Genomic DNA, 24,782 nt, shown 5'->3' with positions numbered 1-24,782 from the left:
ATATTGTAATGAACAATAGCAGAAAATGCGAGATCTTCTGCTATTGTTATTCTGTTTAAGACAAATAACTCCCGGTGAATTACTCGCCCAGGAAATCTTGCGAGCGTTGTACTCTTGAACGTACGTACAAGAATGCCAGTAAGATCAGCACTAATACGCCTAACAGGATGTACAGGTTATAATTTTCCCAAAAACGGGCCAGGCCGCTTTTAGCATCGGTATACTCGATGTTGTCAGATGCTTTGTCAATGTTGAACAGGTATTTGTTACCCATCACGTCAGACACGCAAACGTTACTGTTAAGAGTAGATAACTGCTCGGTGATCGCTTTGGCGGCCGACAGGAACGCACCGCTCAGGTCACTACCGGTAGCGGTCAATACCAATGAAGCATTGTTGCTACCACGACCGTAGAAGATCTGCGACAGACCGTTAGATACCGAGTCAGACAGGGAATAAACATCTTTGTTATCCTCGTTACGGTAAAGGCGGAACGCATGGTTGAATTTGATCGGCGCATCAGGGAATTTTTCCATCAGCTGATCATCTTTCGATAGTAACGCGATCACGTTGTATTTCTTCAGGTCAGCATCAGTAACTTCGTCAGAGTAGGCAAAGGTAGGGAAGTTGTTGCTGTTCAGGTTATTGTTCAGCTCGTATACCACCTCACCAATAGCGCCGGCAGCATATTTAGCAGCGTTCTTGCTCACTACTATACGGGTGTCACCTTCGTTAAATGCTTCAGGATATTGGTAGAAGCTCAGGGTATTGTTCACGAATGGATTACGTGACTCGAGGTATGATTTGTCAACATCGATCTCACCAAAGAAGTTCAGGAAGCTGTTTTGGCAGTTACCGTTAGATGGGTAAAAACGGAACTCGGCGGTCAATGAGTTGTACTTACGGTGCTGGTAGCGGTTAACTACTACCGTTGCGTTCAACTTGCCCGATTCGTTCAGTTTCTCGCTGCTGATCAGCATACCGTTCAGGTATATATTAAAGAAACCGCGATCATTAGCGCTCATGCCGCTGTAGTTGGCCACAAAGTGCATCTCGATCTCTTTCGGTGTGAAAGTGAAATCGCTGTTCTTGAAGTTATAAACGCTACGTAACGAACCGATACCCGACATAAAGTTCGATACGCCACCCACATCGCGGAAGGTCAGCTTGGTACGCTGACGGTTCAGGGTCATGAGCTTATCATTATCGGCAGTGTTGATCACCAGGTAGTTACCAAATGATGAGTTAAGCACGCTGTAGTTACCTAAAGCGGTGATCGCTTTTTCGTAGCCGCTATCATCGGCACCGGTAACGAACATGATCTCGTTATTGGAGAAAGCCTGGCGTGCGCCCGATATGGATGACACGAAATGAGGACGGAAAGCTGCAGAATCGACACCGCCTTTGTGGATGTAGATCAAGCCCTGACCACCGCCCGGAGTTACTTTGATCAGGCTGCGTTTATCGGCAGGTAAAGCATCCAGTGTACCTACCATCACATAGTTGCGAATGCTGTCAGGCACGCGATCGGCAGCGTAAACACGCAGGTCGCTAACCGCTAATGAACGTTTGATCTTGTTATATGCCCATGCCACAGCTTTAAGGTCATTCAGGCTTGGTACCGACGGGTAAACGATAGCTGTTTTTGACTCAAAGGCGTTGCTGATGTTCACGTGGTTGTTTAGGTCCTTAGCATTTTTAACCAACGACAGGAATGAGTAACCTTTTACCTTGATCCACATGGCTGGATTATCAAGATCCTTACACTTGTTGTCGGTAATGGTCAGCAAGGTCTTTACCTGTACCTTCAGGAACTGGTTATTGTCTGTAAGGTAGCTGCGGTCAAGAGGGATCACCAAACGCTGGATCGAATCCTGGGTCATACGCCCGCTATACACTGGTTTGTCGGCGATCAGGATGTTAACGAACGACATGTTCTTGATCAGGGCCTGTGATGGCTCATAGAACAAGACCAGTTTACTACGGTTCATGTCAACCTGTGGGTCCATCCTGAAGTAGAACGAGCTCACACCACTCATACCGTAAACCACTTCATCGTCGTGGCCGTAGGTCTTAAAAGAAATGTTAGTTTGGGCCAACGTTACCTTGGTCAGCAAGGTGGTCAGTAAAACTAAGAAGGTAAAAAATTTATTCATATCGGGTTTGCAGGTTATATTAGCTTATGGCTTGAAATTCAACTTTAAAGTAGTTACCGTTATCATCGCTGCGGTAGGTCAGCTCGCCGCCCATCTCAATGGTCATCAGCTTGGCGATCGATAGGCCCAGGCCCATGCGGCTTTCGGCGGCCGATCCTGATGCATCGTTCAGGGTCTTCAGTTTATTGAACATGATATCCAGTTCATGCTGACCGATGGCCAAACCTTCGTCAATGATCTCTAACGAGAACTTTTGGCGCTGCAGGCTGGTGACCACCCTGATGTTGTTATTGGTTTGCGAGAACTTGATAGCGTTCGAAAGCAGGTTTTGGAATACCTGGCTGGTAAATACTTTATCGAGCCTTACATTGATCGGCAATTTGAGGATGTTGTTCACCAGGTGAACGTTCTTCAATGCTGCAGTATCGATAAGACCTCTGAATACCTGCGAAGCGACGGCATTGGCATCGAACACTTCCATGTTGAACTTGATCTCGGTCGATTCGATCTCTTTAACGTCCATCAGCGTTTTAAGCAAGTATTGCATCTTCTCGGCCGAGTCGCCTATGAATTTCGAGAACTCCTTTTGATCTTCGCTCAGGCGATGGTCCTCTTCCAGGATCATGTTATTACTCACTACTATGGAGCCTACCAGGTTCTTTAGATCATGGCCTGCTATGTTGATGAAGCTGTTCTTTTGCTCGTCTAACCTCAGCAGTTTATCGTATTGAAGGTCAATGATGCTGTTCTTCTCCAGGATGTCGCGGTTCTGCGATTTTAGCTGCTCGTTGGTTTGCTCGATGATGAGCTGAGAGCTTACCTCACGCTGTAGGATCTTATACCGTGAGTTAGGGATCAGGCATGAGGCCAGTGCGATGATGAAAAAGTACTGACCACCGTTGGAGATAAAGATATCGAGCGTGTACTCATTCAGCAGGTTGTAAAAGATGGCTACCATCAGGATCGCCATTAACGATTGGATGAGTGAATTGACCGGCTCCCAAAATACCTGAATGTTAAAGAACAGAATAATGATGGCATACATCAGGAAGTAGATAGTGAGATTGGAGATATCTACCAGGTTCACCAATACCGCCATCACCAGCGAGAGCAAAAAGAAACTGATGTGTAACAGAACTTTATAGTCGTATTTGCGTTGCTGTACAAAGGTGTAAGCGCCGTAGATGATCACCACCACAATGATGCGCACCACCGTGAACTCGGCCCAGTACTTAGGTGCGTACACAAAATCAATGATACCTAAAAGCGGGTACAGGAAAATGATTGACCAAATGATGTTATTGGTTAAGAACCAGGCTTTCTTCCGGGTCTCCTTGACAAGTTCTTCTTTACTGATCTGAGCAATCATTATGATCGTTAGTATTGGATAAAGGTCAAGATCTTGACGTTCGGTCAGATCTTGTTAAAACTATAAAAAAAATGGCATTTTACATAAAAGATAATAAACCTGATCACTCAGATCTAAACTGTTATGAAACATGTGCCCTTATATTTTTCCTTGCAGTTTGCTTCACATTTGCAAAAAGCACACCAACATTGGCTCAGGACAGGGCAACTGCCTTCCGTAGGGCAGCATCCTTAGGTAAGGGCATTAATATCTCATGGCTCGAACAGACCTGGGACCCAAAGGCACTCGACCGGCGCCCGATCACCTCGGCCGACCTTGACCTCATCAAAAAACTTGGCTTTAACAGTGTGCGGCTGCCGGTAGCATTTAAGTATTACGAAAAACATAAGGCGGCCAACGCCAAGTTGTTCAAGAACATTGATCAGGTATGGGCCTGGTGCAAGCGATATAAGTTAAAACTGATCATTGATTATCATTATGGCACACTGGCCGATAGTAACCATACAGCTGAAACAAAGGCCGTGATCGATACCTGGGCGCGCCTGGCACGGCTTTACCGGAACTTGAGCGCCAATGACCTGTATTTCGAGATCTACAACGAGCCGCCTCCCATGGACCCGCAGCTATGGAAGGACGCAGCCTATAACATCGTGACGGCCATCCGCAAGATCGATAAGGGTCGTACACTGCTGGTGGGTGCATCGAATTACAACAGCATTTATGAGTTGAGCCGTATGGTGCGGCTGGCCGATGAGAACATTATCTACACATTTCATTTTTATGAACCTTTTTTCTTTACTCACCAAGGGGCCACTTGGGTAGGGGATCAGGTATCTACGATCGGGGTGCCATTTCCCTACAGTGTGGAAAAATTTCCCGCACTTGCTCCTAAAGCAAAAGGCACCTGGGGTGAAACAAACTACTATCAGTACCGCAATGATGGTAATGCAGGCTCTATCAAAGATAAAATGCAGATCGTTAAAAACTGGGCGGGCAAGTATTACGTTCCAATATTATGCAGCGAGTATGGAGTGTATAACAAATACGCCGATGCCGATAGCCGATGCCGTTATATAAAAGCCGTAAACGAAACCTTGAAAGAGATGCAAATATCCGGCATTTTGTGGGAATATAATGGGAATTTCTCCATTTTTTCGGGTAAACCATCTATGGCAACACTACCTGCTTGCATGCAGGATGCTATCGGCCTTGAACCGGTAGGCGTCAAATAATAAATGAAGTCATAACGTTTTTTATGAGTATCTTTGCGTACTTTATATAATTATGAGATTTTTCGAAGAGAAGCGTCGCGAGGTAATGAAGCATATTGAAAAATACATGCTCGAAAAGATGCATGAATTTTTGAAGCCTATCGATCAGATATGGCAGCCTTCAGACCTGTTGCCCGACTCAACACGTGATACTTTTTTCCAGGAGATCAAGGAATTACAAGAAAGCGCCAAAGGCCTGTCATATGACCTGGTGGCCGTACTGATCGGTGATACTATTACCGAGGAAGCACTGCCTACCTACGAGTCGTGGCTGAGCATGGTAGAAGGTGTGGATAAGACCGAGCATGGCGGCTGGATGACCTGGACCCGCCATTGGACCGCCGAGGAGAACCGCCACGGCGACCTGCTGAACAAGTACCTGTACTTATCAGGTCGTGTGAACATGCGCGCCATGGAAGTATCTACCCAATACCTCATTGCCGATGGTTTTGACATTGGTACCGGTACAGACCCTTACCGAAACTTTATCTATACCTCCTTCCAGGAGCTGGCCACCAATGTATCGCACCGTAGGGTAGCTTCGCAAGCTAAAAAAGATGGTGATATGTTGTTGTCAAAAATGTGTGGTGTGATCGCATCTGACGAGGCCCGCCATGCTAAGGCATACAAGCACTTCATCAGCAAGATATTCGAGGTAGACGCCAACGAGGCCATGATCGCCTTTGAGGATATGATGCGCAAAAAGATCGTGATGCCGGCCCACTTCCTGCGTGAGGTTGGTTTAAAGATCGGTCAAACCTTCGGTCACTTTACCGATGCTGCGCAACGTTTGGGTATCTATACCGCCATTGACTATGTGGACATCCTGAAAAGCTTGATCGATGAGTGGCAGATCGAAAGCCGCACCGAACTGAACGAGGCCGGCGAAAAAGCCCGTGATTATATCACGAGCTTGCCTGACCGCCTGATCAGGGTGGCCGAGCGTATGAAGAACCCGATGCTCGAATACAAATTCTCGTGGATCCACGGTTAACAGCCGCTCCATATAAAACACGAAAGCCATACTGATCATCAGTATGGCTTTTTTATTGTGGCTGTATGGCTTATGACTCCTCCGCGATATGGTCAATGTTTTGACGGCCCGGAAATTGGAGGAACAGGTTGTTCATGATGTCTTCCAGCGTCAACACATTCACATCGTCGGTGTAGTGCTCCGATTTGGTGATGTGTATCTCCTCAGGGTTCACGAGTTCAATGTTGAATAACCAGTCCTCGTACAGGTCAGGTTGACCGATCTGGAGGCCGTTGGTGCTTTCGGTGAAGATGAGGTCGATGTCGGCGTGGCGCTGCAGCTTGAATTGTGGTGGTAGCTCACGCTCCAGGAACTGTTTGATTTCGGCCGCGGCCACCGGCTCTTTGGTGTGGATGATCTTCATAATGGTTACGTTATGGGGTTAGGTAAATTAGGTACACGTGCGATGCTGGTTTTGTTTCACCAGCGTATCACACACCTGGTGGCGAGGATAAATGTTGACATTTGCAGGTATTTCTTGAAATAAGTTTGAAAAAGTCGGTTTCGCAAGCCGATGTGGCACCGTTTTTAAGCCCCAAAGTGTTACATGATCGAAACAGTGAACATGTTGCCATTGATCGGTCAATTGTGTTAGTTTTGCTTAACGCGCTCCGCTAAAGGAGCCCGAACATCTACACCTATGAGATACAAATTACTGGGCCGGTCGGGCCTCAAAGTTTCTGAACTATGTTTGGGTACCATGGGCTTCGGTACCGAAGGTGGCTGGGGGGCCGATCAGGACACCAGCTTCAAGATCATGGATGCTTATGCCGAGGCGGGTGGCAACTTTTTAGATACGGCCAACATCTATAAGCTGGGCACCAGCGAAAAGATCATTGGCGAATACCTGGGTAACCATGACCGCGATCATTTTGTGGTGGCCACCAAGTATACCCTGAAAGATAACACCACCAACCCCAATGCATCGGGCAATAACCGCAAGAACATGATGCGCAGCGTGGAAGGTAGTTTAAAGCGCCTTAATACCGATTTTATCGATGTGCTATACCTGCACATATGGGACGACCTTACGCCTATTGACGAGGTGATGCGCGGGCTTGACGACCTGATTCGCCAGGGCAAGGTGAACTATGCGGCCATTAGTGATACACCGGCCTGGGTTGTGGCTAAAGGCAACACACTGGCCGAACTGATGGGCTGGAGTCAATTTGTGGCCTTACAGGTAGAGTACAGCCTGATCCAGCGTACGCCCGAGCGCGAGCTGATACCTATGGCCAAACACTTTGGGCTTACCATTACCCCATGGGCACCGCTGGCTGGTGGTGCACTTACCGGTAAATACCTGCGTGGCGAGAACGGTCGGGTTAAGGCCGAAAGCAACCGACGTAACGAAAATAGCGAACGCATTACCCGCGTGGTGATGGATATAGCCACCGAGGTAGGTGCCGAGCCGGCTCACGTGGCTTTGAAATGGATGATGCAGCAGAATTTCTCGTGCATCCCGATAGTCGGTGCTACCAAAGTGGATCAGTTGCAGCAGAACCTGCGCACCGTTGATCTGACGCTAACCAACGAGCAATTGGCCAAACTGGATGAGGCCAGCAAGATCAGTCTCGGTTTCCCAGGCGACTTTTTTGCCGAGGAAGCGGTACGGACCAACTCTTTTGGTGGTTTTTACGATCGCGTAGAGAAGCGCTAAGGCGAAAGATATCCATATAAAACAACAAAGGTCCCCTCCGGCGCTTAGCTTGAGGGGACCTTTTGTTTCTGATCATTTGTCCAGATCGGTCTTTGCGGTGACTTGCTGAGTTTTACTCGTCTTCTTCTTTCTCTTCGGCGTTGATGCCAGTAAGATAAGCTCTCGTGCCCGAGTCCTTTTGATCGGCGTTGGTCGACCGGCGGCCAAGTTTGCCAATAAAAACGAAGCCCAACAAAACCACAGCGCCAAAGACCAAAAAGGCAATGATCTCGGCATCATACTTGATCAAAAAATCTGTCATACGGAACGGATAGAATAGCTATCATTTCGCAATCAATGTGCCATTGCTTACGTTTTCGGTAATTTCAAGGCGGCTTAACGTAGCTTTAGCCGGGTATCCGGTTCATTTTTTATCCTAAGGTGTCATTGTTTTGATATGCGCTGATATGGTACGTGCATCAGCACAAAGCAATATCAACAACACACGGACAGTACATTGCGGCTATTTTGTATCTTTGTGGTTCACATGCAGGTAACAGAAACAACAGCTAGACAGGGGTTTAAGGGATATAACAATTACGGCGCGTGGCTGCGTAACAAGTACGATGGTCAGCGCGTGTTCAAAGTGATCGTTGATGGTGGTTTCACCTGCCCTAACCGCGATGGCTCCAAAGGCTACGGAGGTTGCACCTACTGCAATGTCGACTCTTTCACGCCCTCGGTATCGCGCAGCACTCCCAATTTGCGCGAGCAGGTGATCAGGGGTATCGAGCGCGCCCGCAACGGTAACAAGGCCGATAAGTTCATCATTTACTTTCAGCCCAATACCAATACCTACGCACCAACGCATTATCTCAAAATGATGTATGACGAGGCATTGAGCGTTGATCCGGAGAACACCGTAGGTCTATCTATAGGTACCCGGCCCGACTGTATCGATGCTGAAAAGATAGCTCTGTTAGAAAGCTATACCGACCGCTTTGATGTGGACCTGGAAATGGGCATGGAATCCATTTACAACGAAACGCTTGACCAGATCAACCGTGGATGTAGCCATGAGGACCTGCTGAACGCACTGAAACTGGTGGAGAACAGCAAGCTGGATATTTGCGTGCATACCATATTTGGTTTCCCGTGGGAAACGCGTGATATGATGCTGCGCTATGCTGACGAGATCAACCGCCACACGCAGATCAAGTTCGTGAAGTTCCATCACCTGCACATCGTTGAGGGATCGGTAATGGGCGTTAAGTACAAGCGCGAACCGTTCAAGCTGTTCAGTATTGATGAGTATGCCGACTTTTTGTGCGACCTGCTGCCGCTGGTACGCCCCGATGTGGTGGTACAGCGCCTTTTCGGACTGAGCGACCGCGAATTGCTTATAGCCCCTAACTGGCAGTTAAAAAAATCAGAGATACAGCACTACATCGATCAGCGCATCATTGATCGGGGTGTGATACAGGGCTCTGCCTGGCGTTAACTTTGGATCTGGTATTTGCTTTGTAATGAACTGATCATTAATTTAGAGTTCAAACAGCCTATCGTGTCGCAAAGAAACCAGCCTAATTACATACCTGCCCTTACCGGTGTACGTGCGTTAGCAGCGTATCTGGTCTTTATATCTCACTTTGATTACGTGTTTGACGGGAATTTTCCCCATGCTGTGCAAAGATTTCTACAGGAATTTCATATGGGTGTGACCATATTCTTTGTGCTGTCAGGCTTTTTGATCACATTCCGCTATTATAATAATTTTCATTTAACTAAAGATTGGTTCAAGCAGTATCTAAAAAATAGGATAGCACGCATTTATCCTATGTACTTCCTGCTCACGGTATTGGCCTTTGTATATTATTATTTTACCGGCGATCAAAAGATCACGCATGGCTTTCCGAGCCCGTTGGGCCTACTCATTATGCACGTGACCTTTGTACGTGGTTTTTTTGCGCAATTGTGGGATACGGGTATAGCGCAGGGCTGGTCGCTCACGGTAGAGGAGTGTTTTTACTTCTCGGCCCCGTTCATCTTTTTGATCAACAAGCGTATCAGGGTATTCTTTTTACAACCCGCGCTCATTACGGCGGTAGGCTTGCTGCTGGTGGTCATCTTTCGTAATGTCAACTTCTACGGTTTCTTCGGCAACTTCACCTTTACCATGGTATACACCTTTTTGGGGCGTTGTTTCGAGTTCTTTGTAGGTATACAGCTGGCGCTCATTATGCTCAACCGGGGCACCACACGTACCAACAAGATCAAATACACCTATTTAGGCTTTTTGCTGATGATGGTTTGCGTGGGCATCATGTCGCAACTAAGCATCCCCCAAGGATGGATGGCCGGTTTACATAACCCGTTCGGTATCCTTACTAACAATTACCTGCTGCCACCGTGTATAGCCATGTTCTTTTACGGGCTTCTTACCGAAAGCACCGTGTTCAAGACCATCCTATCCTTTAAATTTGTGGAACTGTTAGGCAAAAGCTCATACATCTTTTACCTGATCCACCTGGGCTACATCAAAGATCTGCTTAATGATCTGCTAAATTGGGGCAACGATCTCATCTTCGATTTCTATGACAAGCACGGTCTATCCTTTGAGCACTCGCCGTTGGAGAACGATGTGGTGAACCTTGTGATACAGTTCGTGCTATTGAATGCGGCATCGATATTGTTATTTAAAATGATAGAAGAGCCTCTGAATCATTATATCCGCAATTCTGATCTTCTGATCAAGGCTAAACCCCGCACTCCAAATAACGACCCATCGCTGATCAAAAATTAAATTATACCCTAATAGAACTATTGTTACACTGCTGATCGATGAAAAAAAATTACCTGTTAAGTGTTTTCACCATATTGCTCATTGGCAGCGTTTCCAATGTGTATGCAGGTTGGCCTATAGGCAAGTACAGACACATCTTCACACCCTCGTTCACCTATTATACCTCAAAGAACCAATGGGATCAAAACGGTAATAAAATAAACGGAGGCAACGGCAGCCGTTTTAACGCATACTCGGTAGGGTTATACGGCGGGGTAGGCATAAGCCGCCGGGCTGATATTTTGGCCAGCGTTAACTTTACAAGCCAAACCAGTAGTATAGGGGGTAGCAGACTGCCATCTGTTGCCGGCCTGGGAGATGCCACACTTGGATTAAGTTACAACATCGCACATTGGAAATACAAGAGATTTCTATCAGTGCAGGGCACGGTGATCGCACCGCTGTACACCATAAAAAATACGGGTAATACCTTAGGATACGGTGTATTGGGCACCGAGGGCAAACTGATGTTCGCGGGTGAACTGGCTGGCCCGTCATACTTTAATGCCGAGGCCGGGTTTCGCCATTATTTTGATGAGAAGGGACCCAACCAGATCGTAGCATCGTTGACCGTTGGTTCGGCATTAGATAAGCGCAAAAAACATCAACTCAGCGCAGATATTGGTGGCATCAGCTCCTACAGCACCAATCGCAACTTAGTGGCCATTAATCCTAATTTGGTTTATAACGGTTATTACATTAAAGGATCGATAAATTACGGATACAAGTTCACCAACAAGTTCTCAATTTTCGGCAGTGGCTTTACCACGCTGACAGGAGAGAACGCGGCGCAAGGCTCGGGCTTTGCCGTATTTGCTATATTTAAGTTTTGATCAGATCATCAATATATATTCAGTTAACGTTCATCATGTCAAAGCTCACCATATTATTAGTTTGTTTGATGGCCTTTGGGACCGTGACCCAGGTGCGTGCACAAGAGGATGATCCTAAAGGCGAAATATTTATTGACACTAAGCCCGGCAACAAAAATGCGATCTATGACGATAATAGTAGCATTACTTACAAGCTGAACGTAAAAAGCACCTATAACGTAAAGCAGGATGGTAAGCTGACCTACGAACTGCTTACCGATGATTGGAAGAAAGTTTTTACCGGGTCAAAAAGCGTTCGTTTAGGCAAAAAAGGCTCTAACTCTTACAGCATCCGGATCCCGCATCAGGCCGCAGGCGTTTATCGGGTGCATTTTGCTTTTAACCTGAGCTACTATGACGATACGGTAAAAAAAGTGGTGGTGGTAAGCCCCGAGAAGATAAGGACGGAATCGTTCATGCCAGCCGATTTTAGCGAGTTTTGGTCTAAGTCGAAAGATCAGTTGGCTAAGATCGCGCCCGCTTACAAGGTGACCGAGGATGCCAAGCGATCGACCAAAGATGTAACGGTTTACAAGGTGGAGATGCGATCGTGGAATAATACCAAGATCTATGGATGGCTTACCGTACCCACCGAGGGGAAGAACTGGCCGGTGATATACAAACTGCCCGGTTACAACATAGCCATGACCCCTGAGATCGATAAGCCAGATTTTGCCGTTTTTTCTTTAGATGTGCGTGGCAACGGCTTAAGTCGGGAGACCGTTGCTCCCCAAAGCGACCGGTATAACCTGACCAATATCGAGAACCGCGATCTTTATATCTATCACGGTGTTTATATGGATTGCATACGCGGGCTCGATTTCATTATGTCGCAAGGCGCCGATTATAAATTGAACACTACCCGCGTTTGCGCTTACGGGGGAAGCCAGGGTGCTACGCTGGCCATTGTGACGGCGGCTTTAGATAAACGCATAACGGCCTGTACTTTTGAGCTGCCGTTATACGCTGATATGCACGATGCTTATCGCATAGGGACATCGTACCCTAAAACGACTTGGCCAATGAGCCGCTTCCAGGAATACCTAAAACTTCACCGTACCTTCACACTGCAAAGGTTCCTTTCAATATGGGATTATTATGATCCGCAAAACTTTATAAACCGTATAAAAGTGCCTGTATTAATGGGGGTAGGTCTGTTAGATGAGTTTTGTCCGCCGCGCTGCAGTTTTGGTATGTACAACAAACTTACTACTGACCAAAAGGAATTTAAGGTAGCGCCCGATAAGGCCCACGAAATGACATTTGATTATTTCATGTTCCAGTTACTGTGGTTCAAAGAATCATTACGGGCGCCTAATTAAAAATTTGGACATTGATACCGCATTTGATCATAATGATCAAAACGCCTAAACAAACGAAGTGCAGTTATCGTATCTTCGTAAGGCGGTCGGTCATGTATGTTTTTGCATGATACCGTGATCTTGACCAGTTGTCAGTGATCGGTTGATGCTTTGTTAGATCAACGTATGTTTATAAGAGCACAAAAAATATCTGTTTTTAAACTTATCACCTTGTGTGCATGTCTGCTATGCTTGATCTTGCAGGGCAACAGGGTACTTGCCCAGGATGATGAGGGCGAGGTGGTAATAAAGAGTACGCCCGCAAAAAAAGATGCGGTATTTGGTGCTAACAGTAGCATTGTATACAATGTTGAATTGCAAAACACCTTCAACAGCAAGCAAACCGGAACACTTGGCTATCGAGTACTGACACTGGCCGACAAGGAGGTCACTCAAAGATCGGTCAACGTAAGCATCGGTAAAAAGGGATCTAAAAATGTTACGCTGCGCATCCCTGAGCAATCTGCCGGGTTTTATAAAGTGCAGTTCATGGTCAATTTTCCGGAGTATGATGATACTGTAAGGCGCGTTTTTGGAGTGGATCCTACCCAGATCAGGTCAGAAAATAGCAAACCCGCCGATTTTGATAGTTTTTGGGCAAAGACCCTCGAAGATTTGTCCAAGGTTGAGGCCAATTTTAAGGTTACCGAACTACCCGACTCCTCACGTGATAACAGACGGGTATATGCTATCGAGATGAGGTCGCTCGATAATATAACTGTTCGTGGATGGATGACCATACCCGAAACCAAGAACAATCGGAAAAAATTCCCGGTATTGTTAGGTTTACCAGGTTACCAGGTCGATCTGAAGCCCATGTTCGGTTCAGACGAAGATCTTGCCATTGTGGTACTTAACGTGAGGGGGCAAGGCAACAGTAAGGACCGGATCCGGACCCTTCGCGATGATTATATATTTACAGGCTTAGAAGATAAGAAACGATACGTGATGCGTGGTGCCATTATGGACTGTGTACGCATGGTCGATTTCATATTTTCGCGCGATGAACTGGATCATGATAATATCATGGTGTCGGGGGGAAGTATGGGCGGGTTTTTATCCATAGCCACGGCCAGTTTGGATCATCGCATTAAATTGTGTTCGGCACAAAACCCTATTTTATGCGATGTAAAAGCCCTGCCCGGCAAGGTTGTTTGGCCACTGCGCGATTTTAACCGGTACATACGGCGTAACCGGGGTTTGACCATGGAAAAGCTTTTGGACAATCTATCTTATTTTGACACCAAGAACTTTGCCACCAATATCAAATGTCCTACCCTGATGGGTATAGGCCTGCTGGACCATTTGGCTCCGCCTGATAATGAATATACGGCCTTCAATAATCTTATGGTAAAGAAGCATATGATCCTGTTCCCGGATCTGGGGCATGAGGTCGCGCTATATTACAAGGAGTACGAAGGCCGGTGGATGCGTGATACGTTCGCCTTATTTTAACAGATCGATCAAGAATAATACACTAAGTTTTGGTTAAAAAGATACTTTCAGCTACCGCTTTTTGCCTGTTCATTTGTTTAAAGGCTTATTGTGGCTGGCCAACGCGGCCGGGCAGGTTCATTGTTTCGCCATCTTTTAGTTATTATACCTCTCACCAGTATTGGGATTCGACCGGCAGGCGCGTGAACCGGGCCAATAATGGATCGTTCACCACTAGTAGCTTTAGCGTTAGTGCCGAGTATGGCATTGTGCGTAAATTGGCAGCTTTCGCTTCGGTGCCCTACTTAAGCTATAGGCTTACCGATAGCGTTAGTGCACCATTTTCAAGGTCTGGTTTTGGTGATGCAGAATTTGGCCTGCGTTATTATTTGGCCAACATCAGTTACAAATATTATTTTACGTTACAGGGCACAGCTATTGTTCCTTTATACACTACGCAAGGATTGGGTTATGCACAACCGGGCGGCGAGCTGCGGTTGGGTTTTTCAGGCGCAGGCAAATTGGGTAAGAGTTTTTATTCGCTCAGTATCGAGAACGGAGTTCGTAAATATTTTGGTAACGATGGCCCCATTCAAGACCGATACAGCGCTTCATTTGGAATAACGCTGGATAAAAGATTTCGTGATCAGCTTAGTTTAGGGGTGTCGGGGATCATATCCAAGAGTGTTCTCACGGCATTTACCCGTAACATTTATACCGCACGCGATTACACTTTTACACAGGTTAGCCTGAGCTACGGCCACACCTTTAACAGTAGTATCTCTCTCTTCTTAACAGCAAGCCAGTTCGTAATAGGCCGTAATACCGGTATTGCCAGTAATGGGTCGTTAGCATTTATCTATAAAATAGATAACTTCCTGGGCAAGCGGGTCGATTATTGACCGAACATCTTTTCAATGGCTTTGGTGCGGTACCTAAATATCTGCTCGATCTTGTTCTTTACCAATATCTTATTGGCGATAGGTCCGGCAGGGCCAAAGCCAATGGCATAGTTCAGGATGTCGGTCATCATTACTCCGCCGGGTACTTCTTTAAAGTGATGCTGGTGGTGCCACAAGGCGTAGGGCCCAAAGCGTTGCTCATCAACAAAGTAAACCTTGTCTTGTACGTGCGTAATCTCGGTCATCCAGTTCATTTTGATACCGAACAGTGGACTTACCTTATAAGTAATGATCATGCCCGCGTACATTTTTGTATCGGCTGTAAAAGGTGATGTTACCGTGAACCGCATATCGGCAGGCGTGATCTTGGCTAAGTTCAGCGGCGACGAAAAGAAGTCCCAGGCTTCATCAAGGGTAATGGGAATAAATTGTTCCCAACGGCGTTCATATGTTCTCACTCATAGCTAACCAACATTGGCCGCTAAGGTTTTAACCGGCGCAAGCGGTGCCCTTTATGCCCGGTCCGGGCATTTTAAGTTGGTTCAGGATCAAAGGCTTATCGTACCTATTGCACCATCTTGTTAGCACAATATGAACTGGCAAAAGCCTCAGGCTTGGCCTTGAACACGAAACCCATGCTCAGGATGTAGCCCATGGCCTCATGCAGCGCCTGGTTCGATTTGAACATGGGGTTGGTGTTGATATCGGCATGCACCTCCAGTTCAACATCATAAAGGTCGAGCAGGTCGCACAGGCTGTAGGCCACATCGATGGAGCGCTGTACCTCGTTCAGCATGCGTTCCTTGATGCTCCATTTTTTGGTGGTGCGTTCCTGGTGGATGAACATGAAACCGCCGCGCTGCTCGCGCAAAAAAACGATCACGGTGGCCAGGTCGGTCACGTCGCCTTTCACCTGCGAATCGGTGCCAATGCAAACCTTTAACTTGTTGCCCAGTGCGGTCTCCCGCTCAATGGCCTTTTCAACTTCTTCGAGAATGGGGGTGCGAAGGATCTCGCCGCTAAATTTTCTCCAGGTCATACAGATGTGGTTTTTGATGACCCGTAAGAGGGGTCTATAAAAATAAGTGATACTTATTCATATGAACGTTAAAAGCGCGTGATTTATTTGTTAACATTTGTCTGTTTATCAACATTTTAGCTTTAGGTGGCTGTGGCTCGATCTGGTGGTATTATCGCTTGTTGACTTTCATCCATTCGGCCAGTGCGGCGGTCTCCTTTTCGTGAGATGCCAGCCACGCCGCCGAGCCACTATCGCCGGCCTGTGCGATGGAGCGCGCGAAGGCCTGTATGTGTCCTGATCGTGCCAGCCGCTCAAAAAATGTGGCCAGCTCCGTACGGAAGAAAGGCTCACCCGTTTGCCGTTGGGCCAGTGTACCTACCGAGGTAAATATGGCCTGCAACTGATCAGTGAATCTATCAGCAGGGGCAATGTACTTACGTTTGTTCACGGCAGCTACCGAGCCAGTTAGCGCCTGGTTAAAGGCAAGGTTGGCCGCATCGGTACGTGGCGGCCTGGCGCCGGGCTCGGCTTTGAGCACACCACCTTGAATGATGCTTTGGATGTTGGTATAGGCTTCCTCGCTATGGGGGCCTTTAGGCTCGAGCCACAGGAAGTAGCACAAACTCAGCAAGGCAGGTGCCCGCTTGTTCTGATGGAAGGTGACCAGCCCATAAAGCCGCATGCTACCCGCCTGTCCCGGGTCGGCTTTGATAGCCTTGATGGCCGCGCGTTCGGCCTGTGCGTACTGGCGGTCGCGGAAGTAGGCCAGTCCCAAACCATACAGGAGCCCATAGTTACCACTATCGATCTTCAAGGCTTTTTGGTAACTGGTGATCGCCTGCCCTGCCTGCCCCGATCGGTCGTAGATGCCGGCCATTAACCCGTATGAAGTGCTCAACACCGCAGGTGTTTGACCAGGCGCAGCTACTACCTGCTGCAAGTAAGGTAGCGCCGTAGTGCCTTTACCCATGGCGTTAAGCGCAAAGGCCAGTTGATATTTTGCGGTCACATTGGTGCTATCCAGTGCCAACGCCGAGCGGAAGCGGTCTGTGGCGGCGCTGTAATTGCCGGCGTTGCTTAGTTGAGTGCCCTGCATGATCAGTGATCCGGCATCCTGAGCGCGGGTGGCTAGGCCGATCAGCAGCAGCATGCAGGTGAACAAATAACGGGCAGGTATCTTCATGGTCATAACTTTACAACGTTCGGCTTTATGTTTTGCTTATGCAGGAGGGTAATATAAGCAAGAATCGATCAATGGGTCAAGATGTGGTTCCTCAAGGGGCCTGAGCATTCATAAAGCGGCCGCGTTAGCATTACGAATGGCGGATCTTAAAAGCTAAAAAATAGTATCGTTTTGGCGTTTTTATTTGAAAGAACATTATTTTTATCAAATAAATTAAACTATTGCATTATGGCCAAAATTGATCTTACTCAGCCGACAACCGTTATTATTCCGGTAGCTACCGCTATCGAACGTACTACCAACTGGCGCAACTTCGTTACCAAAGTGAGCCCTTCGGCAAGTGCGCGCAAACTGCCCAAAGCGGTTTACATCTCTAAGGACGATATCGAGAAACTGTCACGACTGATGCACCAGAACGAAGATCTGGTAGGGGTACGCGCTTACTTTACCATCGACATACCTGCTGAAGAAGAGGTGGTGAACGATGTGAGTTTTGTGATGGTGCCGGTGCGCAAGGTTGAAGGTAAGACCTTTGGTGAAGATGTGTTATACAAGGCAGATAGTGGTAAGGACATCAATGATCCGGATGATTCGGAAGTGTACGATTACACCATGCCTTGCCCTACTGCTTGTGATGAAGATAGTCCCCTTTTTGGCGGATAAGCCCAACAGGCATAACCTAACCTTATGAGGAGTTTTTTATACTATTACCAGGGAGTGATCGTACCTGCAAGCACCCTATTGCCTATAGGTGCGGGCTTCCTGAACTATAAAAAGATAGACCCGCCATTAAAAAGGTTGCTCGTTTACCTTTGCGGCGCGTTACTGATCAATATCGCGGGCATAGTGGTGGCCACTATGCACCGCAATAACATGCCGGGCCTGCACCTGTATACCCTGTTCGAAACGGTGGTGGTGATGTGGTACTACAAACTGGCGTTCAATGATAGAAAGCTTGACCCCTGGTTCAACCTGGGCATGATCGCCTTCCCGGTGTACTGCGTGATCAATTTTACTTTTTTTCAAAGCATTTACGAGTACAACACGTATACAAGGCCAATAGGTGCCATATTGATCATTGTGGCCAGTATCATGTACCTCTCGTTGCAGAACAATGCGACTAGGGCGGATCACAGCACTACATCGGGGCGCATCGTTGCGGGCGGCTTCCTGATCTATTTTTGCAGTGCGATCATCCAGTTCATCTTCTCCAACGTAGTGGGTCAATTGGCTTCCAAAACGGCCAACCGGCTGATATGGGGCATGCATGCTACCCTGGTACTGATCATGTACATCATTTTTTTGGTGGCGTTTTTAAATGAACGAAATAAAAGATAACATAGAAGCATTGGTGGTCATGGGCATGATGTGCTCATTCACCATTGTTGTGTGTTTTCTGATCGTGATCTACCGTAAACAGTTAGACGTTTTCAGGCATAAAAAGGCCAACCAGGCCAAAAGTATCTTCCTGGCCTCCATGAGCCATGAGATACGTACGCCGATGAACGGTATACTGGGGATGGCTGCCTTGCTTAAAGACACGGAGCTGAACGCCGAGCAGGAGGAATACGCCGGCGCCATCGTGCAAAGCGCCGAGGCCCTGCTTAATGTGATCAATGACATTCTTGACCTCTCGAAGATCGAATCGGGCAAAATGGAGCTTGATCCCCACACCTTCGAGCTGCGCAATTGCATCGAGAGTGTAATGGACCTGTTCCCAGGCAAACTCTGGGGGCTACCGGTAGAGCTCACCTACTACATTGATCCTGCCATACCCACTCACCTCACGGGCGACAGTATGCGCCTGAGGCAGGTACTCATTAACCTGATCGGTAACGCCATCAAATTTACGCAGCAAGGCGAAGTGGTGCTTACTATCGATACCAGTGATACCGGCGATGCCTCAAGGCTGCACTTCAAAGTACGCGATACCGGTATCGGCATTCCCGCCGATAAGATACCCACCTTATTTGAGGCCTACTCGCAGGCTGAAATGAGTACGGCCCGTAAGTTCGGCGGATCGGGGCTGGGGCTGTTGATCAGTAATAAACTGGTAGGGTTGATGGGCGGCAACATTGAGGTAAGCAGCCAAATGGGGGTAGGGTCAGAGTTCAAATTTGTGATCGATCTGCCCGGTACACAAGCTGAGGAGTCTACTACTGCTGCTGGGCCTGACCGTTCGGTATTTGCCGGCAAAAAAGTATTGCTGGTAGATGATAACGACACTAACAGGCATTTCCTCTCTCTGCAGTTGCAGCAATGGCAAATGGAGGTAAAGGATGTGGCATCAGCTCAAGAGGCGTTGAGCATATTGAACAGTGGTTGGACGCCGGAGCTATTGATCATTGATCAGGGACTGGCGGTAGGTACAGGTGCCGAACTGGCGGTTACGGTACGCAAGCAATACCCGGCCTTATCCATGATCGCGTTGTGCAGCCCAGGGCATGATGTGCCCAAGGCCGACCGCGACCTGTTCGTGAATATACTGAGTAAACCTGTACGGCAAGTGCAACTAAGCAACGCCATTATGAGTTTGCTTGACCAGCAGCGGGCCCGCCAGCAACCAGCCCGAACCGCCACCTTGCAAAGCGATCACGCCGAGCTGTATCCGTTGAGCATATTAGTGGCCGAGGACAATAAAATGAACCAGTTGGTGATCATGAGGATCCTGAAGAAGTTAGGATACAGTCCTGATCTGGCCGAGAACGGTATAGAGGCCGTTGCCGCACTGGAGAAACAAAACTACGACCTGGTATTGATGGACCTTCAGATGCCCGAGATGGACGGCCTGGCCGCTACGCGCCACATCCGCAAGCATCACCAGGAACAGCCGCGCATAGTGGCCATGACCGCCAATGCCATGTTAGAGGATAAAGAGGCATGCTTTGAGGCCGGTATGGATGATCATATCACTAAGCCTGTTGACCTGTCGCAGCTGATGCGGGTGCTTCAGCATCAGTGAACGGCCCTTTACCAAGTGTATCAGTGATCCTTTTGGTCACGCCTGCCGCATCCTTTTTGATCTCGCATTCCCAAACGGTCACTACCGTCCATCCCAGGGTTTCCAGTTGCTCTTTCTTGCTTTCATCGCGCTGGGTGTTGCGGTCAAACTTGGCTTTCCAAAAATCGGTATTGTGCTTGGGCAGCGTACGGGCGCAAATGGGGCAGCGGTGCCAAAAGCAGCCATGTACAAATACGGCCACCTTTTTACCAGGAAAGGCAATATCGGGCCGGCCCGGAACCTTTTTCCAGTTGAGCCGGTAGCCGCGTACACCTTGCTCCCAGAGCAGTTTACGCAAGGTCAGTTCGGGTTTGGTGTCCTTGGCCTTATTGGCGCTCATTACCTTTGATACGCCTGCATGTTTAGGCGTAGGTGAGCGCTTATCTCTAATGTATATCTTTTCGGTTGCTTCGGGCAATGACATATATCACTAACTCAAATTTACGGCAGATGTTCGGTGGTCGCGCTGATCATGACCGACCAGCACTGCACTTTACCTATGGGTGACCAATGCTTTTCGTAAAGATCTTGTTAACAAGCCGCCTTTTTATGGCCGAACCTTAGAGGTCGTGCAGGTTTTTGCTGCTTTATCGATAAATTGAAGCGGACTAACTGAACACCGGCGACGGACCCCATCCTTAGCCACAAATTTATAGCAACATGAGATCACGTTTAGCATTATTGTTTGGCGCCATGGCCCTTAGTGGCTTTGCCCTGGCACAAGATGGCCCACCGCCGGGCCGGGCGGCACGTACCACAACGGCAGCGCCCGCCGCAAGTATCGCCTCGGCCACGCAGGGCATGAAAAAGTACGATGGCTTCTTTAATTTTTATTACGACGAGAAGACGGGGAAGGTATTACTGGAGATCGACAAGTTCGACCAGGAGTTCCTGTATTATACCTCGTTGATAGACGGGGCCGGCCGTGCGGCTGAGCGTGGCGGTGCATCTATCGATATAGCCAAATTCATTAAAGTGGGGCCGAAGGTGATGCTGCTCGAGCCTAACTATGATTACCGGGCCAGTGGTAACGCTGATGAAAAGGAAGCGGTAGAAAAAGCCTTTGCCAAGTCGGTGATATGGGGCTTTACACCTGTGGCCGTTGAAGGGGATAAGGTACTGATCGATCTGACACCGTTCCTGGTACGTGACAGCCAAAACCTTGGCCCGCGACTGGCATCAGGTGGTGCTGGTGGTCGTGGTGCGGCAACACGTGGCGGCGCTGCTGCAGGTGGCGCGGGCTACCGGATAGATGAGACCCGCTCGGCCATATTTCTCCCTAATACCAAAAATTTTCCTAAGAATACCGAATTCGAGGCCATGGTAACATTGGTGGGCGGATCAGGTGGCGGCCGTGGTTACGGAGGCGGCATAGCACCCGACCCTGGTGCTGTAACGCTGCGTATGCACCAGTCCTTTGTTGAACTGCCTGATGGCAACTACAAGCCTCGTAAGTTCGACCCAAGATCGAGCCTGTTCCAATTTACTTATATGGATTTTTCGGCACCGATGGATGAGCCGCTGGTAAAGCGCTTTAGCCGCAGGCACCGTTTGCAGAAAAAGGACCCTAAGGCTGCGGTGAGCGAAGCGGTCAAACCTATCGTTTACTACGTGGATCGAGGTGCGCCCGAAAAAGTAAAGCGTGCTTTGATCGAAGGCGGATCATGGTGGAACCAGGCCTTTGAGGCCGCAGGGTACAAGAACGCGTTCCAGGTAAAGGAACTGCCCGAAGGTGCCGACCCGATGGACATCCGTTACAACATCGTGAACTGGGTGGATCGTGCCGGCAACCCCCGTGCGTTCTCCTTCGGCTCATCATACTGCGACCCGCGCACCGGCGAGATCATTAAAGGTGTGGTCACTTTAGGGTCTGACCGTCATCGCCAGGATTATATGATCGCAGAGGGTTTGCTGCAACCTTATGAGAATGGCAAGCCGGTAAGCAAAAAGATGGAGGATATGGCCCTGGCGCGTATCAGGCAACTGTCTGCTCATGAGATAGGCCACACGTTGGGTTTCACGCACAACTTTGCCGCCAGCCCTAAGGAGCGTGCTTCGGTAATGGACTACCCGTTCCCACGCATGACCTTAAAGGCCGATGGGACCATAGACCTGAGCGATGCTTATGCCAAAGGGATCGGTAGCTGGGATAAACGTGCTGTGATCTGGGGTTATTCGGACCTTTCGAAAGAAGCTGACGAGAATGCCGCCTTGGATAAGATCATGGCCGAGACCATCAAGATGGGCTTTAAATACATCCCTGATATCGGTGGTTATACCCACCCGGCCTCCAACCAGTGGGACGATGGCGTGAACCCGATAGATGAGCTGGACAAGCTAATGAAGATCAGGCGCCAGGTGCTTAACAACTTCTCAGAAAAAGCTATTCCGCAAGGGGCACCTATGGCCACTTTGGAGGAAGTGTTAGTGCCCATGTACCTGTTGCACCGTTACCAGATAGAGGCGGTGGCCAAATCAGTTGGCGGCTTGTACTTTACTCACGCCGTTAAGAACGATGGACAAGTGCCTACCCAAATGGTAGACCCCGCCCAGCAATGGCGAGCCTTTGATGCGCTGACCAACACCATTACACCAGAGGCACTGGCCCTGCCGGAGAAACTGATCGCTAATATTCCGCCCCGGCCTACCGGCTATCCGGCATCCATGGAGACCTTTAGTGGTAACACCGGCCCCACCTTTGACCCGATCGCCGCGGCCGAATCAGCCGCAGGCGAGACCATATCATCGTTATTGAACGCTGAACGTGCGGCCCGCCTGATCGAGTACCATGGCCGCGACAGTAAGCAGCCCGGCTTTTTGGCCGTTGCCGATAAGCTGATCGAACGTACCTGGAAAGCACCGGTACAAGCAGGTTACCATGGCGAGTTACAAAGCATGGTGAATAACCTGGTGCTGGAGTATATGCTGCAATTGGCGGGTAATACCCGTGCATCAAAGATCGTGCGTGGCCAGGCCATGCTTAAGGTGGCCGACCTGAAGGACTGGCTGACCGCTAAGCAAGCTTCGGCCACCGCGGAGCAAAAGGCCAACATCCAGTTCGCGCTGGCGCAGATCGAGAACTTTAAGGCCGATCCCGGCAAGTACGAACCAATGCCTGCATTAGAGATGCCACCCGGCGCACCGATCGGTATGCCTGGCATGAGCTACTTTGATGAGCATATGGACCATAATTAAAATAAAAGGGCCGCGATGAGCGGCCTTTTATTTTATGTCTATCGGCTATTATTACTCGATCACGTTATAGATGGTGATCGGGTTAGCCTTGTTCTTGAGGCTTACCTCGCCAAGTTTTTCGCAGCTGAATGATTCTTTGATCTTTTCATGCACGTTCTCGCTCACAATGATCTGGCCGGCCTTTGCTGCCGATTGTAAGCGTTGCGAAAGGTTCACCACATCACCGATAACGGTATAGTCCAGGCGTTTTAAGGAAGCCGAACCGATATTGCCCGAGATCATTTCGCCAGAGTTGATGCCGATGGATATTTGGGGTTGATAGGTCTTATCGCCCGAAGTGAACGGCGGCAACTGGCCGATATGGTGCCTCACCATCAGCGCAGCATCAATGGCGCGGTCAAGGTGATAATTGCCCCTGAATACGGCCATCACGGCATCACCCATAAATTTATCTACGTGGCCGCCCTGGGCAATGATCTCTTTCACGATACGATCGAACAGGCCGTTCAGCAGGTTCACCACCTCATTGGCAGGCGTTTGCTCGGTTATAGAGGTAAAGCCGCATACGTCAATGAACATCACGGTGGCGTCAAGCATCTCATTCTGCAACAGGCTATTCTCAAATTCCTTATGAGTCATGAAGTTGAGCACGGTCTCATCCACGTACATCTTGAGGATGTTATTCTCTTTGATGGCCTTGATGGTCTCCTGCAACTGCTTCACGTGCATAATGGTCTTCTCCATGGTCACGTCAAGATCGTCAAAGTCAACAGGCTTGCATATAAAGTCGAAAGCGCCGCGGTTCATGGCGGTGCGGATGTTCTCCATATCACCATAGGCCGATACCACCACGGCTTTTACCATGGGGTTGGCCTCGGGCAAATGGCTAAGCAGGGTAAGGCCATCCATCACAGGCATATTAATGTCGCTCAGGATGATGTCAAGATCGGCGTGCTCTTTTACCTTTTCCAGCGCTTCCTCGCCGTTATGAGCAAAAATGAACTCATAAACGTTCTCGCGGATCTTGCGCCTGAATTTTTGCTTTACCAGCAGTTCCAGATCGGTCTCATCGTCAACTACCAATATTTTAGCCATTATAATATAACAGTTTTAAGTTTTTGTTTTAACAGGTCAAAGTCAAGCGGCTTGGTCAAAAAGTCGTTGGCTCCATTTTCTATGGCCTGGCGGTGGCTTTCCTCATCGCCGTAGGCGGTGATCATCATCACTACCGGCGGCGGTGCATCGTAGTCATGTCTGATCTTTGATAGCAGGTCAAGGCCGCTCATCCCCGGCATATTGATGTCTGACAGGATCAGGACCACCTCAGAGTGTTTTTGTTCCATGTAGCTTAAAGCCTCCTCGCCCGACATGGCAAAATCGAACTCGAACTCATGTCCGCGTATCTCTTTACGGAACCGCTGAAGGAACAGGGGCTGCACGTCAGCCTCATCGTCAACAACCAATATTTTCATGTGCGTTAAATATACTTCTTTTATTTTGATGC

23 protein-coding genes are annotated in these 24,782 nt (G+C 48.5%); 13 read left to right on the top strand and 10 right to left on the bottom strand.

All coding sequences use genetic code 11. The annotated features are described in order from the left end of the window. Positions 1 to 79: 79 nt before the first annotated feature. Both LLH06_RS19405 and LLH06_RS19400 read right to left on the bottom strand, forming a co-directional pair. Positions 80 to 2,155 carry a cellulose biosynthesis cyclic di-GMP-binding regulatory protein BcsB gene (locus LLH06_RS19405; RefSeq protein WP_228170949.1) on the bottom strand — a complete coding sequence of 692 codons (2,076 nt, stop codon included), beginning with the start codon at positions 2,153 to 2,155 and terminating at the stop codon, positions 80 to 82. A 19-nt stretch (positions 2,156 to 2,174) separates the two neighbouring features. Continuing rightward, positions 2,175 to 3,524, bottom strand: a complete 1,350-nt coding sequence (locus tag LLH06_RS19400) for a sensor histidine kinase (protein ID WP_228170948.1) — start codon at positions 3,522 to 3,524, stop codon at positions 2,175 to 2,177. A 188-nt stretch (positions 3,525 to 3,712) separates the two neighbouring features. Here LLH06_RS19400 and LLH06_RS19395 point away from each other — a divergent pair, with 188 nt between their 5' ends. Both LLH06_RS19395 and LLH06_RS19390 read left to right on the top strand, forming a co-directional pair. Further along, positions 3,713 to 4,756, top strand: a complete 1,044-nt coding sequence (locus LLH06_RS19395; protein WP_228170947.1) for a glycoside hydrolase family 5 protein — start codon at positions 3,713 to 3,715, stop codon at positions 4,754 to 4,756. Between the two features lie 52 nt (positions 4,757 to 4,808). Further along, entirely contained in the window at positions 4,809 to 5,789 is a 981-nt protein-coding gene (locus tag LLH06_RS19390) for an acyl-ACP desaturase (protein ID WP_228170946.1), read from the top strand. 70 nt (positions 5,790 to 5,859) lie between these two features. On the opposite strand, the gene LLH06_RS19385 is transcribed toward LLH06_RS19390, so the two are convergent. Beyond that, positions 5,860 to 6,192, bottom strand: a complete 333-nt coding sequence (locus LLH06_RS19385) for a hypothetical protein (protein WP_228170945.1) — start codon at positions 6,190 to 6,192, stop codon at positions 5,860 to 5,862. A 276-nt stretch (positions 6,193 to 6,468) separates the two neighbouring features. On the opposite strand from LLH06_RS19385, the gene LLH06_RS19380 reads away from it, so the two are divergent. Next, the gene (locus LLH06_RS19380) at positions 6,469 to 7,488 is read left to right on the top strand and encodes an aldo/keto reductase (protein WP_228170944.1); all 1,020 of its coding nucleotides are present in this window, start codon (positions 6,469 to 6,471) and stop codon (positions 7,486 to 7,488) included. Between the two features lie 112 nt (positions 7,489 to 7,600). Here LLH06_RS19380 and LLH06_RS19375 read toward each other — a convergent pair whose 3' ends face one another. Continuing rightward, the gene (locus LLH06_RS19375; protein WP_228170943.1) at positions 7,601 to 7,789 is read right to left on the bottom strand and encodes a hypothetical protein; all 189 of its coding nucleotides are present in this window, start codon (positions 7,787 to 7,789) and stop codon (positions 7,601 to 7,603) included. A 225-nt stretch (positions 7,790 to 8,014) separates the two neighbouring features. On the opposite strand from LLH06_RS19375, the gene LLH06_RS19370 reads away from it, so the two are divergent. The 6 genes from LLH06_RS19370 to LLH06_RS19345 all read left to right on the top strand — a co-directional run bounded on the left by LLH06_RS19370 (position 8,015) and on the right by LLH06_RS19345 (position 14,878). After that, positions 8,015 to 8,968: a TIGR01212 family radical SAM protein gene (locus tag LLH06_RS19370; protein ID WP_228170942.1), complete on the top strand. Its 954-nt coding sequence runs from the start codon at positions 8,015 to 8,017 to the stop codon at positions 8,966 to 8,968. 63 nt (positions 8,969 to 9,031) lie between these two features. Continuing rightward, a complete protein-coding gene (locus tag LLH06_RS19365; protein WP_228170941.1) occupies positions 9,032 to 10,270 on the top strand; it encodes an acyltransferase family protein in 1,239 nt (412 codons plus the stop codon). Between the two features lie 38 nt (positions 10,271 to 10,308). Next, the gene (locus LLH06_RS19360; protein ID WP_228170940.1) at positions 10,309 to 11,142 is read left to right on the top strand and encodes a hypothetical protein; all 834 of its coding nucleotides are present in this window, start codon (positions 10,309 to 10,311) and stop codon (positions 11,140 to 11,142) included. A 35-nt stretch (positions 11,143 to 11,177) separates the two neighbouring features. Further along, positions 11,178 to 12,503, top strand: coding sequence for an acetylxylan esterase (locus LLH06_RS19355; RefSeq protein WP_228170939.1), 1,326 nt, complete (start codon positions 11,178 to 11,180; stop codon positions 12,501 to 12,503). A gap of 237 nt (positions 12,504 to 12,740) precedes the next feature. Continuing rightward, entirely contained in the window at positions 12,741 to 13,997 is a 1,257-nt protein-coding gene (locus LLH06_RS19350) for an acetylxylan esterase (protein WP_228170938.1), read from the top strand. Between the two features lie 29 nt (positions 13,998 to 14,026). Further along, entirely contained in the window at positions 14,027 to 14,878 is an 852-nt protein-coding gene (locus LLH06_RS19345) for a hypothetical protein (protein ID WP_228170937.1), read from the top strand. Here the strand turns inward: LLH06_RS19345 and LLH06_RS19340 are convergent. The 3 genes from LLH06_RS19340 to LLH06_RS19330 form a co-directional block, all read right to left on the bottom strand. After that, positions 14,872 to 15,336 carry an SRPBCC family protein gene (locus tag LLH06_RS19340; protein ID WP_228170936.1) on the bottom strand — a complete coding sequence of 155 codons (465 nt, stop codon included), beginning with the start codon at positions 15,334 to 15,336 and terminating at the stop codon, positions 14,872 to 14,874. The two genes, LLH06_RS19345 and LLH06_RS19340, sit on opposite strands and share 7 nt — an antisense overlap. A gap of 107 nt (positions 15,337 to 15,443) precedes the next feature. Beyond that, positions 15,444 to 15,917 (bottom strand): ribonuclease H-like YkuK family protein, encoded by a 474-nt coding sequence (locus tag LLH06_RS19335; protein WP_228170935.1) that lies wholly within the window; start codon positions 15,915 to 15,917, stop codon positions 15,444 to 15,446. A 151-nt stretch (positions 15,918 to 16,068) separates the two neighbouring features. Further along, positions 16,069 to 17,088 carry a tetratricopeptide repeat protein gene (locus LLH06_RS19330; RefSeq protein WP_228170934.1) on the bottom strand — a complete coding sequence of 340 codons (1,020 nt, stop codon included), beginning with the start codon at positions 17,086 to 17,088 and terminating at the stop codon, positions 16,069 to 16,071. Positions 17,089 to 17,310: 222 nt separating this feature from the next. Between LLH06_RS19330 and LLH06_RS19325 the strand changes: the two genes are divergently transcribed. Genes LLH06_RS19325 through LLH06_RS19315 form a run of 3 tightly spaced genes read left to right on the top strand, consistent with a single transcriptional unit; the run spans position 17,311 to position 20,044 of the window. Next, complete coding sequence (locus tag LLH06_RS19325; protein WP_228170933.1) at positions 17,311 to 17,745, top strand: hypothetical protein; 435 nt, start codon at positions 17,311 to 17,313, stop codon at positions 17,743 to 17,745. A gap of 24 nt (positions 17,746 to 17,769) precedes the next feature. Beyond that, entirely contained in the window at positions 17,770 to 18,420 is a 651-nt protein-coding gene (locus LLH06_RS19320; protein WP_228170932.1) for a hypothetical protein, read from the top strand. Beyond that, positions 18,401 to 20,044, top strand: a complete 1,644-nt coding sequence (locus tag LLH06_RS19315; RefSeq protein WP_228170931.1) for a response regulator — start codon at positions 18,401 to 18,403, stop codon at positions 20,042 to 20,044. The genes LLH06_RS19320 and LLH06_RS19315 overlap by 20 nt, the downstream gene beginning before the upstream one ends. Here the strand turns inward: LLH06_RS19315 and LLH06_RS19310 are convergent. After that, positions 19,995 to 20,507, bottom strand: a complete 513-nt coding sequence (locus LLH06_RS19310) for a very short patch repair endonuclease (protein WP_228170930.1) — start codon at positions 20,505 to 20,507, stop codon at positions 19,995 to 19,997. The genes LLH06_RS19315 and LLH06_RS19310 overlap by 50 nt on opposite strands. Before the next feature lie 236 nt (positions 20,508 to 20,743). On the opposite strand from LLH06_RS19310, the gene LLH06_RS19305 reads away from it, so the two are divergent. Further along, positions 20,744 to 23,278 carry a zinc-dependent metalloprotease gene (locus LLH06_RS19305; RefSeq protein ID WP_228170929.1) on the top strand — a complete coding sequence of 845 codons (2,535 nt, stop codon included), beginning with the start codon at positions 20,744 to 20,746 and terminating at the stop codon, positions 23,276 to 23,278. Positions 23,279 to 23,329: 51 nt separating this feature from the next. On the opposite strand, the gene LLH06_RS19300 is transcribed toward LLH06_RS19305, so the two are convergent. After that, positions 23,330 to 24,373, bottom strand: coding sequence for an adenylate/guanylate cyclase domain-containing protein (locus LLH06_RS19300; RefSeq protein WP_228170928.1), 1,044 nt, complete (start codon positions 24,371 to 24,373; stop codon positions 23,330 to 23,332). Continuing rightward, positions 24,373 to 24,750 (bottom strand): response regulator, encoded by a 378-nt coding sequence (locus LLH06_RS19295; protein ID WP_228170927.1) that lies wholly within the window; start codon positions 24,748 to 24,750, stop codon positions 24,373 to 24,375. The genes LLH06_RS19300 and LLH06_RS19295 overlap by 1 nt, the downstream gene beginning before the upstream one ends. Between the last annotated feature and the right edge of the window lie 32 nt (positions 24,751 to 24,782).

The organism is Mucilaginibacter daejeonensis (genome assembly GCF_020783335.1).
In the GTDB taxonomy this organism is placed as follows: domain Bacteria; phylum Bacteroidota; class Bacteroidia; order Sphingobacteriales; family Sphingobacteriaceae; genus Mucilaginibacter; species Mucilaginibacter daejeonensis.
Note: the sequence above shows the minus strand (reverse complement) of the source record. Positions and strands in the feature narration are given on the sequence as shown.

Bases quoted from the DNA above. Each gene is read 5' to 3' on its own strand.
- LLH06_RS19295 (WP_228170927.1), bottom strand. From the start codon at position 24,750: ATGAAAATATTGGTTGTTGACGATGAGGCTGACGTGCAGCCCCTGTTC.
- LLH06_RS19330 (WP_228170934.1), bottom strand. From the start codon at position 17,088: ATGACCATGAAGATACCTGCCCGTTATTTGTTCACCTGCATGCTGCTG.
- LLH06_RS19300 (WP_228170928.1), bottom strand. From the start codon at position 24,373: ATGGCTAAAATATTGGTAGTTGACGATGAGACCGATCTGGAACTGCTG.
- LLH06_RS19375 (WP_228170943.1), bottom strand. From the start codon at position 7,789: ATGACAGATTTTTTGATCAAGTATGATGCCGAGATCATTGCCTTTTTG.
- LLH06_RS19400 (WP_228170948.1), bottom strand. From the start codon at position 3,524: ATGATTGCTCAGATCAGTAAAGAAGAACTTGTCAAGGAGACCCGGAAG.
- LLH06_RS19310 (WP_228170930.1), bottom strand. From the start codon at position 20,507: ATGTCATTGCCCGAAGCAACCGAAAAGATATACATTAGAGATAAGCGC.
- LLH06_RS19405 (WP_228170949.1), bottom strand. From the start codon at position 2,155: ATGAATAAATTTTTTACCTTCTTAGTTTTACTGACCACCTTGCTGACC.
- LLH06_RS19325 (WP_228170933.1), top strand. From the start codon at position 17,311: ATGGCCAAAATTGATCTTACTCAGCCGACAACCGTTATTATTCCGGTA.
- LLH06_RS19335 (WP_228170935.1), bottom strand. From the start codon at position 15,917: ATGACCTGGAGAAAATTTAGCGGCGAGATCCTTCGCACCCCCATTCTC.
- LLH06_RS19305 (WP_228170929.1), top strand. From the start codon at position 20,744: ATGAGATCACGTTTAGCATTATTGTTTGGCGCCATGGCCCTTAGTGGC.
- LLH06_RS19380 (WP_228170944.1), top strand. From the start codon at position 6,469: ATGAGATACAAATTACTGGGCCGGTCGGGCCTCAAAGTTTCTGAACTA.
- LLH06_RS19370 (WP_228170942.1), top strand. From the start codon at position 8,015: ATGCAGGTAACAGAAACAACAGCTAGACAGGGGTTTAAGGGATATAAC.
- LLH06_RS19355 (WP_228170939.1), top strand. From the start codon at position 11,178: ATGTCAAAGCTCACCATATTATTAGTTTGTTTGATGGCCTTTGGGACC.
- LLH06_RS19315 (WP_228170931.1), top strand. From the start codon at position 18,401: ATGAACGAAATAAAAGATAACATAGAAGCATTGGTGGTCATGGGCATG.
- LLH06_RS19320 (WP_228170932.1), top strand. From the start codon at position 17,770: ATGAGGAGTTTTTTATACTATTACCAGGGAGTGATCGTACCTGCAAGC.
- LLH06_RS19360 (WP_228170940.1), top strand. From the start codon at position 10,309: ATGAAAAAAAATTACCTGTTAAGTGTTTTCACCATATTGCTCATTGGC.
- LLH06_RS19385 (WP_228170945.1), bottom strand. From the start codon at position 6,192: ATGAAGATCATCCACACCAAAGAGCCGGTGGCCGCGGCCGAAATCAAA.
- LLH06_RS19390 (WP_228170946.1), top strand. From the start codon at position 4,809: ATGAGATTTTTCGAAGAGAAGCGTCGCGAGGTAATGAAGCATATTGAA.